General features: G+C 52.7%; 17 protein-coding genes. 16 read left to right on the top strand and 1 reads right to left on the bottom strand.

Features of this window, described 5'->3' with window-relative positions:
• Nucleotides 1-8 precede the first annotated feature (8 nt).
• From ACAF76_RS19660 to ACAF76_RS19600, 13 genes are all read left to right on the top strand, one after another.
• Nucleotides 9-1433 (top strand): FAD-binding oxidoreductase, encoded by a 1425-nt coding sequence (locus ACAF76_RS19660; protein WP_400164541.1) that lies wholly within the window; start codon nucleotides 9-11, stop codon nucleotides 1431-1433.
• Nucleotides 1434-1436: 3 nt separating this feature from the next.
• On the top strand, nucleotides 1437-2738 hold the full coding sequence (locus ACAF76_RS19655; protein ID WP_400164540.1) for a (Fe-S)-binding protein: 1302 nt from the start codon (nucleotides 1437-1439) through the stop codon (nucleotides 2736-2738).
• Between the two features lie 734 nt (nucleotides 2739-3472).
• Entirely contained in the window at nucleotides 3473-4825 is a 1353-nt protein-coding gene (purB, locus tag ACAF76_RS19650) for an adenylosuccinate lyase (RefSeq protein ID WP_400164539.1), read from the top strand.
• Nucleotides 4826-4828: 3 nt separating this feature from the next.
• Nucleotides 4829-5041, top strand: a complete 213-nt coding sequence (locus tag ACAF76_RS19645; protein WP_400164538.1) for a 4-oxalocrotonate tautomerase family protein — start codon at nucleotides 4829-4831, stop codon at nucleotides 5039-5041.
• A 4-nt stretch (nucleotides 5042-5045) separates the two neighbouring features.
• On the top strand, nucleotides 5046-6044 hold the full coding sequence (locus ACAF76_RS19640) for a thiamine pyrophosphate-dependent dehydrogenase E1 component subunit alpha (RefSeq protein WP_400164537.1): 999 nt from the start codon (nucleotides 5046-5048) through the stop codon (nucleotides 6042-6044).
• Nucleotides 6034-7023 (top strand): alpha-ketoacid dehydrogenase subunit beta, encoded by a 990-nt coding sequence (locus ACAF76_RS19635; protein ID WP_400164536.1) that lies wholly within the window; start codon nucleotides 6034-6036, stop codon nucleotides 7021-7023. The genes ACAF76_RS19640 and ACAF76_RS19635 overlap by 11 nt, the downstream gene beginning before the upstream one ends.
• A 31-nt stretch (nucleotides 7024-7054) precedes the next feature.
• Nucleotides 7055-7528, top strand: coding sequence for a VOC family protein (locus ACAF76_RS19630; protein WP_400164535.1), 474 nt, complete (start codon nucleotides 7055-7057; stop codon nucleotides 7526-7528).
• Nucleotides 7529-7541: 13 nt separating this feature from the next.
• Nucleotides 7542-8954, top strand: coding sequence for a dihydrolipoyl dehydrogenase (gene lpdA, locus ACAF76_RS19625; RefSeq protein ID WP_400164534.1), 1413 nt, complete (start codon nucleotides 7542-7544; stop codon nucleotides 8952-8954).
• Nucleotides 8955-8982: 28 nt separating this feature from the next.
• Nucleotides 8983-10209, top strand: coding sequence for a dihydrolipoamide acetyltransferase family protein (locus ACAF76_RS19620; RefSeq protein WP_400164533.1), 1227 nt, complete (start codon nucleotides 8983-8985; stop codon nucleotides 10207-10209).
• Between the two features lie 131 nt (nucleotides 10210-10340).
• Nucleotides 10341-11126 (top strand): SDR family NAD(P)-dependent oxidoreductase, encoded by a 786-nt coding sequence (locus ACAF76_RS19615; protein WP_400164532.1) that lies wholly within the window; start codon nucleotides 10341-10343, stop codon nucleotides 11124-11126.
• 31 nt (nucleotides 11127-11157) lie between these two features.
• Entirely contained in the window at nucleotides 11158-12210 is a 1053-nt protein-coding gene (locus tag ACAF76_RS19610; RefSeq protein ID WP_400164531.1) for a C4-dicarboxylate TRAP transporter substrate-binding protein, read from the top strand.
• A 63-nt stretch (nucleotides 12211-12273) separates the two neighbouring features.
• Complete coding sequence (locus ACAF76_RS19605; protein WP_400164530.1) at nucleotides 12274-12741, top strand: TRAP transporter small permease; 468 nt, start codon at nucleotides 12274-12276, stop codon at nucleotides 12739-12741.
• 4 nt (nucleotides 12742-12745) lie between these two features.
• On the top strand, nucleotides 12746-14017 hold the full coding sequence (locus tag ACAF76_RS19600) for a TRAP transporter large permease (protein WP_400164529.1): 1272 nt from the start codon (nucleotides 12746-12748) through the stop codon (nucleotides 14015-14017).
• A gap of 93 nt (nucleotides 14018-14110) precedes the next feature.
• On the opposite strand, the gene ACAF76_RS19595 is transcribed toward ACAF76_RS19600, so the two are convergent.
• Nucleotides 14111-14815: a FadR/GntR family transcriptional regulator gene (locus tag ACAF76_RS19595; RefSeq protein WP_400164528.1), complete on the bottom strand. Its 705-nt coding sequence runs from the start codon at nucleotides 14813-14815 to the stop codon at nucleotides 14111-14113.
• Between the two features lie 608 nt (nucleotides 14816-15423).
• Here ACAF76_RS19595 and ACAF76_RS19590 point away from each other — a divergent pair.
• From ACAF76_RS19590 to ACAF76_RS19580, 3 genes are read left to right on the top strand one after another with little or no spacing between them, the layout of a single operon-like run.
• A complete protein-coding gene (locus ACAF76_RS19590; RefSeq protein ID WP_400164527.1) occupies nucleotides 15424-15588 on the top strand; it encodes a hypothetical protein in 165 nt (54 codons plus the stop codon).
• Nucleotides 15589-15603: 15 nt separating this feature from the next.
• Nucleotides 15604-15801, top strand: coding sequence for a hypothetical protein (locus ACAF76_RS19585; RefSeq protein WP_400164526.1), 198 nt, complete (start codon nucleotides 15604-15606; stop codon nucleotides 15799-15801).
• Nucleotides 15802-15803: 2 nt separating this feature from the next.
• A complete protein-coding gene (locus ACAF76_RS19580) occupies nucleotides 15804-17339 on the top strand; it encodes a glycosyltransferase family 2 protein (protein WP_400164525.1) in 1536 nt (511 codons plus the stop codon).
• Nucleotides 17340-17349: the final 10 nt, after the last annotated feature.

Genomic DNA, 17349 nt, shown 5'->3' with positions numbered 1-17349 from the left:
GATTGGAGATGGCATACAAAAAAGTGGATCAGCAGACCGTGGAGCGCATCCGGCAGATCATATCCGATCCCAAGCGCGTTCTGACCGAAAAACAGGACCTGGCTGCCTACTCCTTTGACGCTTCCTTCGGGACGTACTGGCCGGAAGTCGTCGTCCAGCCGAAAAGCACGGAAGAGGTCGCGGGCATCGTCAAGCTCGCCAATGAGGAGATCATTCCCGTCTATCCGCGCGGCCAGTCCACCTCGCTGTCGGGTGGACCGCTGCCGGTCGAGGGCGGGATCGTACTCGACTTGTCGAAGATGACGGACAAGCTGGAAGTGCACCCGGATGACCTGATCGCGATTGTGTCACCGGGCGTATTGACGGCAGCGATTCACGAAGCGGCAGAAAAAGTGGGTCTGATGTATCCGCCAGACCCGAGCAGCTCCGCCGTCTCTACGATTGGCGGCAATCTGGCGGAGAATTCCGGCGGCCCGCTCGGACTGAAGTACGGGGTGACCAAGGATTACGTACTCGGGCTGGAAGTCGTGACACCGCAGGGCGAGATTATCCGCACCGGCGGGCGCACGGTGAAAAATGTGACCGGCTACGACCTGACCAAGCTGTTGGTCGGGTCGGAAGGGACGCTCGGGGTGATTACGGAAGCGGTCTTGCAGTTGATCCCCAAGCCACCGGCACAAGCGACGCTGTTGGCGATCTTTGACGACATCATCACCTCGGGAGAAGCAATTTCCAAGGTGCTGACTTCCGGCATATTGCCTGCCAAGATGGAGATTATGGACCAGGCCTGCATCGTGGCGGTGGAGTCGTACCAGCCGTTGGGCCTGCCAATGGATGCCGAAGCGGTCATTCTGATCGAAGTCGACGGTCACCCGCGTGCGGTCGAGGAGGAGATTCGCCAGGCCGCCCAGATTTGCCAGCAAATCGGCGCCCGCGACGTGCAAATCGCCAGCACCGCACAGGAGCGGGCCAATCTGTGGAAGGCACGCAAAATGGTCTCCCCGGCGATTACGCGGATGAAGCCGACGAAGATTTCCGAGGATGCGACCGTTCCACGCAGCCAAATACCGGCGATGTTCGCCCGATTGAAGCAAATCCGCGAGAAGTACCAGGTCAATCTGGTCGTGTTTGGCCATGCCGGAGACGGCAACCTGCATCCCAACATCGTCGCCGACAAGCGGGACAAGGAAGAGATGCAGCGCGTCGAAAAAGCGGTGGAAGAAATTTTTGCGGCTGCGATCGAACTGGGCGGGACACTGTCCGGCGAGCATGGCATCGGCAACATGAAAGCGCCTTTTATGGAAATGGAGCTGGGAGCGGCCGGGCTGGACATGATGAAGCGCATCAAGGATAGCTGGGACCCGCATCACATTCTGAATCCGGGGAAAATTTTTCCCGAGCCTGGACAAAAACTCAACCTGACGGAGGGGTAGCCGATGAGCCATTCACACAAACACAATCTCCCCTACGACGAGACTTTTCAGTGCGTCCAGTGCGGCTATTGTCTGCCTGCTTGTCCCACGTATCTGACGATGGAGCGGGAGACGCACTCGCCACGGGGCAGGATCAATCTGGTGAAAATGGCGGCAGAAGGGCAGCTTTCTTTGGACGAGCTGGAAGAGCCGCTCGATCTGTGCCTCGGCTGCCGCGCCTGCGAAACGGCCTGTCCGTCCGGGGTGGAATACGGCAAGATTCTCGAGGGAGCGCGCGAGGTTCTGGCAGAGCACAAGCAGAGCCGCTCCTCCAAACCGTCGCGCTTTGCCCAGGATGTCGTATTTCAGAACGTGTTTCCCGATTCCAAGAAACTGCAATTCGCCGCAGATGCGATCTGGCTGTACCAGAAGAGCGGCTTGCAGGGAGTGGCGCACAAGGGCAAACTGAATCGCGTGCTGCCGGAAAACCTCCGGGCGTTCGAGGAAGTGCTGCCCGAGGTCAGCTCTCCCGGCGAACGGCGAAAGCGTCCGGCGCAGTTTCATCCTCCGGCGGGGCAGGCTCCCCGCTATACCGTCGCCTTTTTCACCGGCTGCGTGATGGACGCGATTTTTGAAAAGATCAACCGCCTGTCGATGGAGCTGTTGGCGCTGGCAGGCTGTGAAGTCGTCGTCATTTCGGAGCAGACTTGCTGCGGTGCGCTGCACGCCCATGCCGGACGGCGCGACGACACGATTGGCATGGCGAAGCGCAATATCGAGGTATTCGAGAAGCTCGACGTCGACTTCATCGTCAACAACGCGGGAGGCTGCGGGGCGCAGCTTGTGGAATACCATCATCTGTTCCACGGGGATGCGGAATGGGAAGAGCGAGCCAAGGCATTTGTCGCCAAGACCCGCGACATCAGCCAGGTGCTGGCGCAATGCGAGCTGCCGCTGCACAAACCGGTACAGGCTGTCGTCACCTACCAGCGCTCCTGCCACATGACCAATGTGCAAAAAGTGACGAAGGAGCCTGTCGATCTGATTCATAAAATTCCCGGTGTCACCTATCGGGAAATGGCAAACCCGAACATGTGCTGCGGCTCTGCGGGCATCTACAACGTCCTGCACTACGACGAATCGATGGAAGTGCTCGACGCCAAGATGGAGACGGTTCGCGACACGCAGGCGTCCGTCATCGTCACGACCAATCCCGGTTGTTTGCTGCAAATGAAACTGGGTGTACAACGGGAAGGCAAGGCTGGCGAGATGCGCGCAGTTCATTTGATCGAATTGTTGGCCGAGTCGTGCGGACTTTCGGTCTGAACAGGTACGGAAAAGCGATACGGATAGCGAGTACACGGCTCTTTTGCAAAGCCGTGTACTTTTTTGTGATTCGGCGGATGGAGGGCTCGTTTCTTTATGTACCCACATGCATAACGTAATGATGATATATATATTTCAAATCGACAGCATATCGTTTTACAGTGAGCCAACCAGGGACTTCCGCAGGTACATTACCGACGAAAATGAGCAAGGCGAGCTGGATGCACATCGGGATAACCTTGCTGATTCTGTCTACGGTTTCGATGATCGACAAATCGAACATCAACATTTTTACTGGCGAACTAGCCGTTCCTGCAGGAATTGGGGATTAGCGACGGGGATCGTGACTGTCAATACCGTAGTAGACGCGCTGTCGCCTTTTGGCATTACGATTGATCGTCTGCCGATCAGCCCGAATCGGGTGTTTGATTTGTTGCAGCAAGCCCATGATTCATACTTGTAACAAGGATCAAGCGAAAAGAGACTTGCTCTCTTTTCGCTGTTTTGTTTAAAAAGTAAAAATAAATTGACGATTCGATCGCGCTGTGTTACTTTATTCGCATGGTAGTACCACGATACCGAAATAATAGGGTGCAGACACAAGAATCTGTACCTTTTTCCAAACGATTATGGTAGTACCACAATACCAAATAAGAGAAGCCATTATTTTTTTGATGTGCTGGTACTACCAGCGATCCACAGAAGACTGTGTTGCGAAAGGCGGGAGTGAGAGCTTGAATACCCACATGATTGATTCGGAGTTGTTTAAGGATCATTACGGAACAGCGACGTTGAGACGCATCTTTTCGGATGAGGCATTGCTGGAAAAATGGATACAGGTTGAGGTAGCTCTGGCGCAGGCGGAGGCTGAGCTTGGTTTGATCCCGGTCGAGGTATACGAGGAAATCAAGCGCAAAGGGAAGGTTCAATCCTTTGATATGGCCCGGATTCGGGAGCAAATGATCAAGACGTCTCACCCGTTGGTCCCGTTTATTCGCCAGTACGAAAAGCTGTGCGAGCAGGGAGCGGGAGAGTACATCCATTACGGTGCGACGACGCAGGACATTTTGGATACGGCACTCATTCTGCAGCTAAAGGACGGCTATCGCTACATCTGCGCAGGGGTGTCCAGCATTGTACAAGCCTTGAGGGACCTGACTGTAAAATACCGGGCAACCCCGATGGCGGGACGCACACATGGACAGCATGCACTCCCGATCACGCTGGGCTTTAAACTGGCTACCTGGCTCTCGGAGATGCACAGACATCAAAAGCGTTTGCAGGAAATGCATGACCGGGTGTTTATTGGTCAGCTGGCGGGGGCTGCTGGGACGCTCGCTTCCATCCATGAAAGCGGTTTAATGGTTCAAAAGCGCATGATGGAGCTGCTCGACCTTCAGGTACCCGACATCAATTGGCACACAAGCAGAGATCACTTTGCCGAACTGGCATCGGTCTATGCCATGATTGCCGCGACGCTCGGGAAGATCGCCAATGAGATCATCAACCTGCAGCGCACAGAGATTGCGGAGTTGGAAGAAGGCTTCGAATTGGGGAAAGTCGGGAGCAGCACCATGCCGCACAAGCGCAATCCGATGGTATGTGAATACCTGGTCGGCTTGTCCCGCCTGATTCGCAACAACGTGCCGCTGGCCTTTGAAGCCATGGTGCAGGAGCATGAGCGCGACATGGGGCTCTGGCTTGTAGAGTGGGAGTTTCTCCCGGAAATCTCCGTTAATCTCGGGGCTATGCTTGATCAGTCCGAAACGATTTTGAAGAACCTGATCGTCAATGAACGAAACATGAGGGAAAACCTCGATCTGACCAAGGGGCTGATCTTGTCAGAGCGGCTGATGTTCTTCCTTTCCCCCCATGTAGGTAAGCAAACGGCTCACGAACTCGTGTATCGGGCATCTATGAAAGCGTTTGATAATCAGTCTACCCTGCTAGACGAAATATGCCAGGAGCCCTTCATTATGGAAAAGGTAAGCCGGGAGCAGCTGGAGGCTTGCATGGATCCGACCACCTACATCGGGCTGAGCCTGGAATTCGTCGATCGGGTGCTAAGCCGAGTGCAGGAGGGATGAGACATGCCCTATATTACCGTGAAGATGATGGAGGGACGCAGCCTGGAGACGAAGGCGAAGCTGGTGCGAGAAATGACGGATGCCGCTGCCAGATCGCTGGGGATTGACGCCACGCATATTCGCATTGAGTTGGTCGAACTGAAAGAAGGCACATTTTCGGTAGCTGGAGTGCTGGCAAAAGCCGTTTCACCACAAGCCAGCGACAGGGAGGGATAAAAAGATGCAAGACTTGCTGAAATTCTATGAGTTGGACGAGCAGGGGTGGTCCTGGAGCGAAGCGGATTGCCGCAACGTATGGAGCACGTTGAATCTGATTCGCGCGTTTGAAGAAAAAAGTGTGGACGTATACAAGCAAGGGTTAATGGGCGGATCTCTTCATCCTTACATCGGTCAGGAGGCAGTTGCGGTCGGGGTCTGCATGCATTTGCAGAAAACCGATTACATGACGATGACCTATCGCGGGCGCGGACATGCTCTTGCGAAAGGGGCAGATCCGTACAAGCTGTTTGCGGAAATGATGGGCCGCGAGGATGGCTACTGCAAGGGAAAAGGCGGCCCCATGCACATCGCCTCCAAGGAGGACGGGATTCTCGGGGCAAACGGAATCGTCGGTGCAGGCATTCCGATTGCAGTAGGAGGAGCACTGACAGCAAAACGGAGGAAGAACGGACAGGTAGCGGTCACTTTTTTTGGAGACGGGGCAACCAATCAGGGAGCTTTCCATGAAGCGCTGAATCTGGCGGCAATACTGGCTTTGCCTGTGCTGTTCGTGTGCGAAAACAACCTGTACTCCGAGATGACTCCGATCAAGGATTCCGTATTGAATGAGCATTTGGCTGAGCGCGGCGTAGCGTATCGCATCCCATCGATTGTCGTGGACGGCAACGATGTTCGTGCGGTGTCGGAGGCGGCCAAATGGGCGGTTGACCGCGGGCGTGCTGGACAAGGACCGACGCTGATGGAGGCCAAAACCTATCGCCAGCTGGGGCATATGTTCGGGGACGCCGAGACGTATCGCACCAAAGAAGAAGTAGAGGCGTGGAAGCAGAAGGACCCATTGCTTTTGTTCCGCAAAACGTGCATTGAACGCGGACTGCTGGATGAAGCTGCCCTGGACGAGCTGAAGCAAGGCGTCTACAGCCAGATCGAGGAGGCGTACGAGCGGGCGAAGCAATCTGCAGAACCGAGGATGGAGGAGATTTTTACGGATGTCTACTAATCGAACCATTACGTATGCGGCGGCGCTGAATGAAGCATTGCGGGAGGAAATGAAGCGGGACGAGGATGTGATCATCCTTGGGGAAGATATCGGTGACTACGGCGGGGTCTTCAACGTAACGAAGGGCCTGATCGAGGAATTCGGGCGAGAGCGGATCATTGACACGCCGATTTCAGAAGCGGGATTCACAGGAGCGGGTGTCGGAGCAGCGATGACCGGATTAAAACCGGTGGTGGAGATCATGTGGGTAGATTTTACTTTCGTAGCCATGGACCAAATCTTAAATCAAGCCGCGAAAATGTCCTACATGTCAGGCGGACAGACCGCTGTCCCCATGGTGATTCGGACACAGGGAGGCGGCGGACGCGGGAACGCTGCCCAACATTCCCAGAGTCTCGAAGCGATCTTCGCCCAGGTGCCGGGAATCAAGGTAGTCGCTCCGTCCACCCCTTATGACGCAAAAGGCTTGCTGAAGCAATCGATCCGCGAAGGCTGTCCAGTCATGTTTTTGGAAAACAAGATGCTGTACAACCAGAAGGGGGAAGTCCCTGAGGAGGAGTACGTCATTCCTCTGGGTGTGGCGGACATCAAGCGGACAGGCAGCGATGTCACGATCGTTTCCCTGTCGCGGATGGTGCAGTTCTCCCTCGATGCGGCTGCGCAGCTGGAACAAGAAGGCATCAGCGCCGAGGTAATCGATCTGAGAACAATCGTCCCGCTGGATGTGGAAACAGTAAAGCAATCGGTAGCCAAGACCAATCGCCTGGTCATTGTACAGGAGGCTCATCGCTCGTACGGATGGGGAGCTGAGCTGGCCGCACGCATACAGGAGGAATCCTTCGATGACCTGGATAGTCCGGTCCTGAGGGTGGCGGCAGAGGATGTGCCAATCCCGTACAACCTGAAGCTGGAAAAAGAGGTTTTGCCGCAAGTCGCAGACATCGTCCAGGAAGTCAAGAAGTCGCTTTATCGACAGTAGAGGCAAGGGAGACGGGAGAGGTGGAACATCCATGGTAAAAGGAATCTGGCATACGAGCTTTACTGTCCAAAACCTGGAGCGCACAATCCGCTTTTATCGGGATCAACTCGGATTGGAGCTGATCCATACGCAGATCCAGGACAACGAGTATACCAGAAAGCTGGTTGGTTATCCTGACGCATCCCTCAAGGTAGCGATGTTTGCCATTCCTGGAGAGGAGCATTCGCCTTCGGGGCATGTGCTTGAAATGATCGAATACGTCTCTCCAAAGGGCGAGGAGGTGCCTCCAGGGACGGCTCATGTCCGCAGTGCCCATGTTGCCTTTGTAGTCGAGAACATTCATGAAATGGTCGAGCGTTTGAAGGAGAATAACGTCTCTTTCAAGTCGGAGGTAGTCTCCATCGTGGAAGGGAGAAACAAGGGAGGCTACAGCGTGTATTTCTACGACCCTGACCAAATCACACTGGAGCTGGTCCAGCCTCCCGGGCATGTTAACAAGTCGTGAAGAAGGTGACACCATGAGTTATGATCTGGCCATTATCGGCGGGGGAACGGGCGGTTACACAGCAGCGATCCGGGCAGCCAAAAATGGTTTGAACGTCCTGTTGATCGAAAAGGAGCAGCTTGGCGGGACATGCTTGCACAAAGGCTGTATCCCGACCAAAGCGATGCTGGAATCTTCCGGATTTTATCACCGTATGGCGCAAGCAGACGAGTACGGAATTGAGTTGACAGAGAAACCTGTATTTTCTTTGGAAAAAATGATGCAGCGAAAAGACAAGATCGTCAACCAGCTCCATCAGGGCATCCAATATCTCATGCGAAAAAACAAGATTGCCCTGGAAAAAGGGACGGGAAAGATCAGCGGGCGCGCAGGGGAGTCTTTCACGGTGGAAATTCAGAAGGCGGATGACATCCTGCTCGTGGAAGCGAAAGCAGTCATTCTGGCGACCGGTTCTGTACCGGTGATCCCATCCAGCATCGCGTGCCGGGACGGGCTCATCGTCACAAGCGATCACATGATGTCGATGAAGACCCTACCCAAAAAGGCTGCCATTCTTGGCGGCGGAGTCATAGGAGCTGAATTTGCCACCATATTGCACGAGCTGGGTGTCGAGGTCAGCATCATCGAGCAGCAAGATCGCCTGCTTCCGCAAGAGGACGAGGAGATCAGCAAGGAACTGACCCGCTTGTTGAAACGCAAGGGAATCCGCCTGCATCTCCAATCCAGGCTTGATCTGGCAGGAGTAAAGACATCTGGCATTGGTGTGACACTACCCATTCAAAATCTAGCTTCTAATCAGGTAGTGACGGAAGAAGCAGATTTGCTTCTGCTGGCAGTGGGCAGAAAGAACAAAGTGTCGGGATTGGGACTAGAAGAACTGGGCATCGACGTATCCAAGGGCTTTGTCCCCGTGGACGCGTATCAAGAAACAGCGATCAAAGGAGTCTATGCCATCGGAGATATAGCCGGTTCCTTCCAATTGGCGCATGTCGCATCTCATCAGGCGATCATTGCGGTTGACCGAATTCGTGGAGCAGAGGCAGAGCCGTACATCCCGGAATATGTACCGCGCTGCGTGTATACCAATCCGCAGGTAGCCAGCATTGGCTTAAACGAGAAGGAAGCGATCGAGCGAGGCTTGGACATCCGGATCGGCAAGTTCCCCTTCAAGGGAATCGGCAAAGCCTTGATTCACGGGGAAACGGACGGCTTCGTCAAACTGATCAGCGACGCTTCCACCGATCGGCTCCTGGGCGTGCACATGATTGGGCCGGATGTATCCGAGTTGATCGGCGAGCAGGCCTTGGGCATGCTGCTGGAAGCGACGGCATGGGAAGTCAGCAGCGCCATTCATCCGCACCCCACACTGATAGAGATTCTTGGCGAGGCTGCACTGGCTACAGAAGGTCAAGAAATTAACGGGTAAGTTTGAGGCAAAAGGAAGGTGAGCAGCCATGACAGTAAATATCTTGCTTCCCAAAATGGGGTTGACCATGGAAGAGGGCGAGATTACCTCGTGGGTCAAGAAAGTAGGAGACCCTATCGAAAAAGGCGAGGTTCTCTTAACTGTACAAACGGACAAGGCAGAATTGGAGGTAGAGTCTCCGGCCGACGGATTTTTGCAAAGGATCGTGGTAGCAGAAGGGGAAGTGGCTGCGGTAGGCTCACTGCTGGGATACATCACAGACGTGTATACCGAAGGAGAGGAAGCTGCCGTTGCCGCGGACGCACCTCAGCCGCAAGCACGTGCCGAAGCTGACCAGGAGGCAAGCGGGCAGGAAGAAAAACCGGAGCCGCCGCCACCTCAGGGCAATCGGCTGCGAGTCTCCCCGGCAGCAAGGAAGCTGGCAGTCAAACATGGTGTAGATGTGCAGCAGATCAAGGGAAGCGGTCCACGCGGCCGGATTGTCATCAGTGACGTAGTCGCGGCAGCAAAAGCACCAACATCGGCGGCCAAGCCATTTAGCAGCAAGAGCGGGAAAAAGATCCCCCTCACGCGGATGCGAAAACAGATCGCGCACAGAATGGTGCAAAGTTTCATGCATGTACCGCAATTTCAGCTCAAGCAGGAAGTGAACGTGTCCGCCATCCAGCAGCTTCGGCAAACGCTTCTCTCCATTCCCAGCTTTGTCAGCTCGGCGCAAGTACGTCCATCCATCAATGACTTTTTGATTCAGGCGACCGCTCTGGCCTTGAAAAAATGCCCTCGCGTAAACGCATCCTTTATCGAAGAGGCAGGGACGTCGCACATCATGGAATGGGATCAGGTCAACATCGGGATTGCGGTGGCGATTGACGGCGGTTTGGTAGTACCTGTGATCCACAACGCAGATCAGTTGTCGTTGATTGAGATTTGCAGGAAGCGCATGGAACTGACAGAAAAAGCCCGCAACGGTTCTCTCAGCCTTGACGAACAAAGCGGTGGAACCTTTACGATCTCCAATTTGGCCTCGATGGGCATCGATGAGTTCGTGGCGATCGTCAATCCGCCTGAAACGGGAATTTTTGCGGTTGGCCGGGTAATCGAAAAACCGGTATGGACAGGCTCCGAGGTTCAGGTAAACCCGATGATGAGCATTACGGCATCCTTCGATCACCGCACGATTGACGGCATGGAAGGAGCCAAATTCTTGCAGGAGTTTACCGCGTTGATGCAAGCGGATCAGTGGAAGCTGTTCTGATTCAGTTCAATACAAAAAAGATGTTTTGGCAAAAAGTTCGGTTACAATGGAAAGAGCTTGGCTTACAAAATGTGAGCAAAATCGACATTGTTCGATCAGGCCCTTGCCGAATGGAAAAGGAGACATTTTTCATGAGACTTGAAGGCAAAGTAGCGATTGTCACCGGGGCAGGCGGAGGGATCGGTCAAGAGATTACGAATCAGCTGGCGCAAGATGGTGCAACGGTGTTCGCGTGGGATATAAGCGAGAAGATTCACAGCCAGGCGGATGAGATGAATCAAAATCTGGATGCCAAGCGGGTCATTCCGGTGCAGATCGATATATCCGACATTGCCCAAATGCGGTCAAAGGTAGAGCAAATCGTGGAGGAAAAAGGAAAAATCGACATTCTGGTCAACAACGCGGGCATCATGCAAACCATACCGTTCCTGGAGATTGACGAGCAATCATGGGACCGTATGCTCGATACCAATCTGAAAAGTGTGTTTTTTCTGACTCAGGCAGTAGTCAAACCAATGATGGACCGAAAGCAGGGGAGAATTATCAACATCTCTTCCATCGCGGGGAGATCAGGCCGCCCGGTCGCTGCCCACTATGCGGCAAGCAAATCGGCAGTCCTCAGCCTGACCAAATCTGCGGCTCTTGCGTTTGGCGAGCATGGAATACGGGTAAACGCTATTTGCCCGGGAGTCATTATGACACCGATGATGGAGCAAATCAACCGCGATCGAGCCAGAATTTTTGGAAAAGAGAACGAGGAGAATGTTGCAGTAAATGAGTTCCTTGCCAAAGTACCGATCAAGGAGATTGGCTACCCTAGTGATGTCGCTCAGCAAGTCGTCTTCCTGTGCTTGCCGGAGTCTTCCTATGTTCACGGACAAGCGATCAATGTATGCGGCGGTTATGAGATGAACTAGAAACAGAAATAGAAAAAAGGGGATGGATCATGTGAAAAAATCAGTAAAGCGTTTTGTTTCAACTCTCTTGATTGCGATGCTTGCTGTTACTGCTGCAGGATGCGGGAGCAATAGTGCAGGTGGCACAGACGCAGGCACGCAAACAGGTGCTGCAGGAGAATCCAAATTGAAAGAAAAACTGGTGCTTCGCATGGGGCACGTGATGACAGAAAGCGAACCATCTCATCAGGCGGCATTGGAGTTTGCCAAGAAAGTGGCGGAGCGGACAAACGGCGATATAGAAGTTCAGGTTTTTCCTAACTCTACCCTGGGCTCCGATCCAGAGGTTATGGAACAGGCGAAACTGGGCAACCCGATGATTGCCTATACCAATCCGACGTATCTGGTAGATATGGCCAAAGACTTGAGCATTATCGGAGGGCCATTCCTGGTCAAAGATTGGGAAGAACTGAAAAAAATCATCGATTCCGACTTTATGAAAGAACAGGAAGAGATTCTGAAAAACAACGATTTGCGCGTGCTGGCTTTTAACTGGTATTTCGGTTCGCGCCATGTGATCACCAACAAGGAAATCAAGACTCCGGAAGATTTGAACGGTGTCAAAGTCCGCTCGCAGCCAAGCCCGCTGGTAGAGGAAACGATCAAGGCAATGGGAGCGATTCCGACTCCGATGGCATGGGCAGAGGTTTATCCGGGGATGGAGCAAAAAGTGATCGAAGGTGCTGAAGCCCCGTTCTCAACGCTCTACTCCAGCAAACTGCACGAGGTAGCTACAAGCATATCCAAGACCGGTCATTTTTCACAGGTGAACGGCTGGGTAATGAGTGAAAAAATCTTCTCTTCCTTGCCGCAGGAGTATCAGGAAATCTTGCTGGAAGAGGCGAAGGCAGCCGGTGAAAAAATGTCTCAGGAAACGATTAAGCAAAGTGAAGAATTTGAACAAAAGCTGGTCGCGGAAGGTGTAAAAATTGTAGAGCCGGATATTGAGGCATTCCGGGAAGCTACGAAAGTCGTATACAAAAATCTGGAGGATAGCTGGACTCCGGGATTGTACGATCGCATCCAAAAGATTTTGGAGCAATGACAACTGGGTGAGAAAGGCGGATTCCCTGCCTTTCTCACTATGCTTGCATAAGGAGGCGATAGGATGCTCAAAAAAACCGTTACTTTTCTTGAGGAGATTCTCACAAGCGTTTTAATGCTCGCTCTTGTCCTGCTGACGTTCCTCAATGTCATTCTGCGCTATTTTTTCAGTACGAGTATTTCAGGAGTCGTTGAGATTTCGGGACTTATGTTCATCTGGATATGCCTCCTTGGCTCAAGTCTGGCGCTGAAACACAAGGGTCATATCGCCGTGGATATCATCGTGAATCGGTTGCCGGAGAAAAGCAAACCAATCTATGAGATGGTGATTCATCTCGTTATGATCGTGACATTCGCCATTCTCGTCTATTACGGAGTTCTCCTGACGATCGAAGCGGTGCATAAAACGCTTGGCAATACCTCTCTGTCACAAGCGTACCTTTACGCTGCGCTGCCGGTCGGTTTTTTCCTCATGCTCATTCGCCTGGTAGCAGAAGTCAATGGCACCCTTAGAAACAGGAGGGCTGATTAGAAAGATGTCCGTGCTCATTTTGCTTCTCATGTTGCTTCTGATCGTACTTGGCTTTCCGGTCGCTTTTGCGATCGTCATCTCCACTCTCGTCTTCTTTCTTGCATCACCCGATGTAACGATAGAGGTGCTGGTTCAGCGGCTCATCACAGGTACGCAATCATTTCCGTTGCTGGCGATCCCGTTCTTTATCATTACAGGCTACTTGATGAATGCCAGTGATATTTCCCGCCGTTTGATCCGTTTGGCGTCTTCCGTAATGGGAAGTGTGCGGGGCGGTATCGGCTACACCAACATCACGGTCAACACCTTGATGGCAGGGATGTCCGGCTCATCCAATGCTGATGCTGCCGTTTTGTCCAAGCTGTTGGTCGAGCCAATGGTAGACAGGGGATATAATAAGGCCTTTGCCACGGCGTTAACGGCTGGCGCGGCTCTGATTGCACCGATTATTCCTCCGAGCATTGGCCTCATTATGTACGGCTTTGTTGCTGAGGTATCCATTGGAAAATTATTTATGGCGGGGATTTTGCCCGGTATTGTGATGGCGATCGGGCTATTTGCTGTAAACGCTTACACCAGCAAGCGCGAGAACATATCCAAGGAGATGAATCACTTCTCCGCTCGGGAACTCTGGTCTGCTCTCAAGGACGCTGTGCTTGCGCTGTTGATTCCCGTCATTATTGTCGGGGGAATCCGCTTGGGCATTATGACGCCTACGGAATCTGGGGCTGTTGCAGTAGTGTACTCGCTTCTGATCGGCATTTTCGTTTATAAAAAAATCAAGCTGGGCGATATCAGGCAAGTGCTGAAAGAGTCGGTCCTTCTCACGTCTGCGGTGATTATCATCGTCGCGGCTTCATCCGCATTTAGCTGGATTTTGACCTGGGAGCAAATGCCGCAGCAGATCGCGGGCTGGGTACTGGGGCTTTCCGATAACCCGCTTGTCATCTTGTTCTTGATCAACGTGCTGCTGCTCATTATCGGCATGTTCCTGGAGGGAACAGCGTGCATCATTTTGTTGACGCCTTTGCTGATTCCTCTCGTTCTTCAATTGGGCATCGATCCGGTCCATTTTGGAATCATCCTGGTTCTGAACCTGACCATCGGAAGCATTACACCACCTGTAGGAACAGTTATGTTTACGACCAGTGCTGTAACCAAGACATCGATTGTGGATTTCGTCAAAGAAGGCAGACTGATTTATCTTGTCCTGTTCCTCATCCTGATGATTGTGACCTATGTTCCAAGTCTGAGTCTTCTTTTAACCAAGCTGTAGGGAGAAGCGATACCCGATATACAGTGCACCTGAAAAAGCGCAGACAGGTCCGTGGCGACCTGCCTGCGCTTTTTTATTCCAAGTGAATCTGAATTAGGAAGAAATGATCGAGTCGTAGAACTTTTGCGCGCTTTTGAACAATTGTCCGATAGAAGACTTAATTCTTTTTGGATCTCCTGATTCGATGGCCTGAATCAGGTCGTTTCTCGTCTTTATGCTGTTCTCCATCGCCCCAGGGACACAGAGGATCTTTCTGCTGCTGTCCCTGCGCAGATAGATAATCGTCTGCATTAATTTGTCATAGATTTTGTTTTGGCTTAATTGTCCCATGTACATATCGAACTGTTCGAGGATTTCCAGGAATTCTTCGACCTGGTCCTCTTTCAATTTTGCCAATTCCTCGATGTATCCCTTTAGTTTGAGGATGTCGTCAGCCTCTGCGTATTGGGTAGCCAAACGGTAAATTTCCGATTCTATCAGCTTGCGCGCCGCGTAGATTTCTTCCAGATTGTTTCTTTCATTATGGAACATCCAGACGATGGTATCAGCGGGGATCGGCACTTCCTGTTTGTTGACAAAGCTGCCCTCACCGGCCTTGATGGTGATTAGTCCGACCAGGGATAAGGCACGCAGTGCTTCGCGAATTCGTCCGCGAGTCACGCCGAACATGACGGCCAGATCCCGTTCATTGGGCAATTGCTCGCCGGGCTTGAGCTGACCGGAGATAATCAATTGAGCAATTTGTTCCATGACTTGCTCAGCGACGGTCACCCTTTTAATCGTTTCTACGATAAACATAAATGTCTATCCTCCAATAAACCAAATTATCCAAAATTGAACCGTATTATGGTGATACCAGAATACCATTTATTATATAGGATAATAGTTTTCGTGTAAATGTAAGAGGCCCATTGCTCGCCCCGATGGATGTGAAGGCCGTATAGCAGAGCAACATGCTGGCATTGAAAAAGAAAGCTCGCGCAGGGATACGGCTGCTCAGCCTCATAAAAGCATAGCCTGATGGTCGAAAGCAGGATGCGGGCGACAGCCAGAAACACCTAAAATGCAAGCGGAAGATCCTGTTTCCGAATGATAGGGAGTGTTAGGATCGGCAAGCGTCCTTTTTTTCCTCATTTTGGAACAAAAGTTTAAGACAGTTGCACTAATCTGCAACAAAATATGCGTTTGTCTTACCACATCTTTGATCATTTCCGTATACCTTGTACGAGGTGGCGCCAATTCAAACAGGTATTGGAGTGATGAAGTAAATGAAATTGATTATCCAAGAACAAGAGATAAAAGCGTACTTTGAAGGCTTGCGGCAACTCATCTGGGGCGGACCCAACAAACCCAGGCCTCCCGTTGAGGAACCCCCATGTCCGCCCGAAAAGTCAGAGTTTCGCAAAGTGCTTCAGGGCTATCTCCATCAGTCGATTGAGATCGCGACGGATGCGGGAAGCCTGGCTGGAGTTCTGACTGAAGTGGGCGATGACTATGTGGAGATCAACGAACCGGGCGGTACGCAAGTCATCGTTCCCTTGGGCCAAATCAATTACGTGCAGGCTTTGTAAGGAGGAGAAGAATGGATGGAATTTCAAGAAAAATTGACAACACATATCGGACAGACGGTAGAAATCGCAACAGGTCTCCAGGTGACGACGGGCGTGCTTAGCCGCGTAACAGACAGTACAGCGACTTTACTAGCCGCAAGTGCATCTGGCTATGGCGGAGGGCAGAATGTCACCATTCCTCTGGAACGCATCACATTCGTACGGGTCGTCTAAGCATGCGAACTACTGTACAGGGAGGGGCGGGGCATTCCGTATCTGTGATCATCTCTGCGATGTACACCACACACCATCTGCAGAAAATGGTGGAGGTCAGTCAACAGCTTGGCTCCGCGGATATTGTCGTAGCCGCAGCCAGTCACCTGATACCGGAGATTCCCACCCCTGTTCGTGCCAAGACACGAATGGTTCCTGTCGAACCGGAACAGCAGATAAACCCCTTTTCAGGCAGGGCGCTCGCGGCCAGTCATGCCCGCGGGGCTGTCCTCCTGTTTCTGGGGGAAGATCGCTTCTATTCGGCCATGGAGCTGCAGCGCTTCTTGTTTCCGATTCTTCATGGCAGGGTGCAAGTGCTTCTCTCTTGCGAAGGCAGGCGTCACCACAGGAGTAGAACGACTTTGCCCCTGCACAGCCTGATTCTGTTTTTCCATGAGTTGCTTGGCAGGACAGACCTGGGGACCGCCTCACTTTTTGGGACGCCTCACGCTATAACCCAAGTTGCGCTCAGACGGATCAGCACAGAGCTTTTGCAGCATCCGGCGCATGCTCTCTATCAATGGATAAAAACAGGCGTGAGAATCGGGGCGCAGCCGGTGGAGCCGATGAGGGATGCCATTCCCTATAACCCGCAGCTTTATGGAGCCATCCAAGGGGAGTGCTCCTTTTTTGAAAAAGCGGTAATCCGGGAGCAGATAGACTTCGCAGCCAGCCTTCCCAAGAGAAACGGCCTGACAGACGGAAGGTGGCGAAGGGAGGAGCTTTTCCAGCAACCTCTCCCGGAACGTGCGCAGCCAAGGACGACAGTCGAGAAAGGATCGCGTCTGTCTGTCATCATTCCGGCACGGGATGAAGCCGGCACGATCGAGGCTGTGATTCGTGAGGTGAAGCTGCTGAATCCTCAGGAAGTGATCGTTGTGGTCAACGGGTCCCGGGACGGTACGGCTGCAAAGGCGCGTGCGTGCGGGGGTGTCACCGTAGAATTTGCCCATCCTCTCGGAGTTGATTCCGGGCGGGCAGTAGGAGCAAGCATTGCAGCAGGGGACATTTTGCTTTTTGTGGACGCCGATTTTGTATTGCCGGCACAGGATCTGTATCCCTTCGTCTACGGGTGTGAGCAGGGAATTGATCTCGCCTTGAATGATCAATCCGCGTTTTTCGAGTCACACTCCGGGAATGTCATCGTCGCTGCCCGTCAAGCGCTTACCTTTGTGGCTGATCGCAAGGATTTGGGCACAGGGTCGATGCTTGCCGTTCCATTCGCCCTGAGAAAAGCGGCGTTTGCGACGTTGGGCTGGTCATTGCTCGCTTGTCCTCCACTGGCGCAGATGGCCGCTCTGAAAGAGGGCTTGCGGGTCGAACTGGTACACGCAGTAGACAGCTTTGCCTTAAACCGGTTCCGCCCGGAAAAACATCTTGCCCGTCGTGGTCACGCACCTGCTGTCGAGCAAATTATGGGTGACCACATCGAGGCGATCCAATATTGGCATGGTCGCGTCCGGCAACAGGGCGCAGGCAGTAATCAGGCGGCGCTGTAGCTGCCTTTCT

This window comes from Brevibacillus sp. TJ4, assembly GCF_044627595.2.
Lineage (GTDB): Bacteria > Bacillota > Bacilli > Brevibacillales > Brevibacillaceae > Brevibacillus.
This window is presented reverse-complemented; position numbering and strand designations above follow the sequence as displayed.

Coding starts and splice junctions, on each gene's coding strand:
- ACAF76_RS19660 (WP_400164541.1), top strand. CDS start 9: ATGGCATACAAAAAAGTGGATCAGCAGACCGTGGAGCGCATCCGGCAG.
- ACAF76_RS19655 (WP_400164540.1), top strand. CDS start 1,437: ATGAGCCATTCACACAAACACAATCTCCCCTACGACGAGACTTTTCAG.
- ACAF76_RS19645 (WP_400164538.1), top strand. CDS start 4,829: ATGCCCTATATTACCGTGAAGATGATGGAGGGACGCAGCCTGGAGACG.
- ACAF76_RS19640 (WP_400164537.1), top strand. CDS start 5,046: ATGCAAGACTTGCTGAAATTCTATGAGTTGGACGAGCAGGGGTGGTCC.
- ACAF76_RS19635 (WP_400164536.1), top strand. CDS start 6,034: ATGTCTACTAATCGAACCATTACGTATGCGGCGGCGCTGAATGAAGCA.
- ACAF76_RS19630 (WP_400164535.1), top strand. CDS start 7,055: ATGGTAAAAGGAATCTGGCATACGAGCTTTACTGTCCAAAACCTGGAG.
- lpdA (WP_400164534.1), top strand. CDS start 7,542: ATGAGTTATGATCTGGCCATTATCGGCGGGGGAACGGGCGGTTACACA.
- ACAF76_RS19620 (WP_400164533.1), top strand. CDS start 8,983: ATGACAGTAAATATCTTGCTTCCCAAAATGGGGTTGACCATGGAAGAG.
- ACAF76_RS19615 (WP_400164532.1), top strand. CDS start 10,341: ATGAGACTTGAAGGCAAAGTAGCGATTGTCACCGGGGCAGGCGGAGGG.
- ACAF76_RS19605 (WP_400164530.1), top strand. CDS start 12,274: ATGCTCAAAAAAACCGTTACTTTTCTTGAGGAGATTCTCACAAGCGTT.
- ACAF76_RS19600 (WP_400164529.1), top strand. CDS start 12,746: ATGTCCGTGCTCATTTTGCTTCTCATGTTGCTTCTGATCGTACTTGGC.
- ACAF76_RS19595 (WP_400164528.1), bottom strand. CDS start 14,815: ATGTTTATCGTAGAAACGATTAAAAGGGTGACCGTCGCTGAGCAAGTC.
- ACAF76_RS19585 (WP_400164526.1), top strand. CDS start 15,604: ATGGAATTTCAAGAAAAATTGACAACACATATCGGACAGACGGTAGAA.
- ACAF76_RS19580 (WP_400164525.1), top strand. CDS start 15,804: ATGCGAACTACTGTACAGGGAGGGGCGGGGCATTCCGTATCTGTGATC.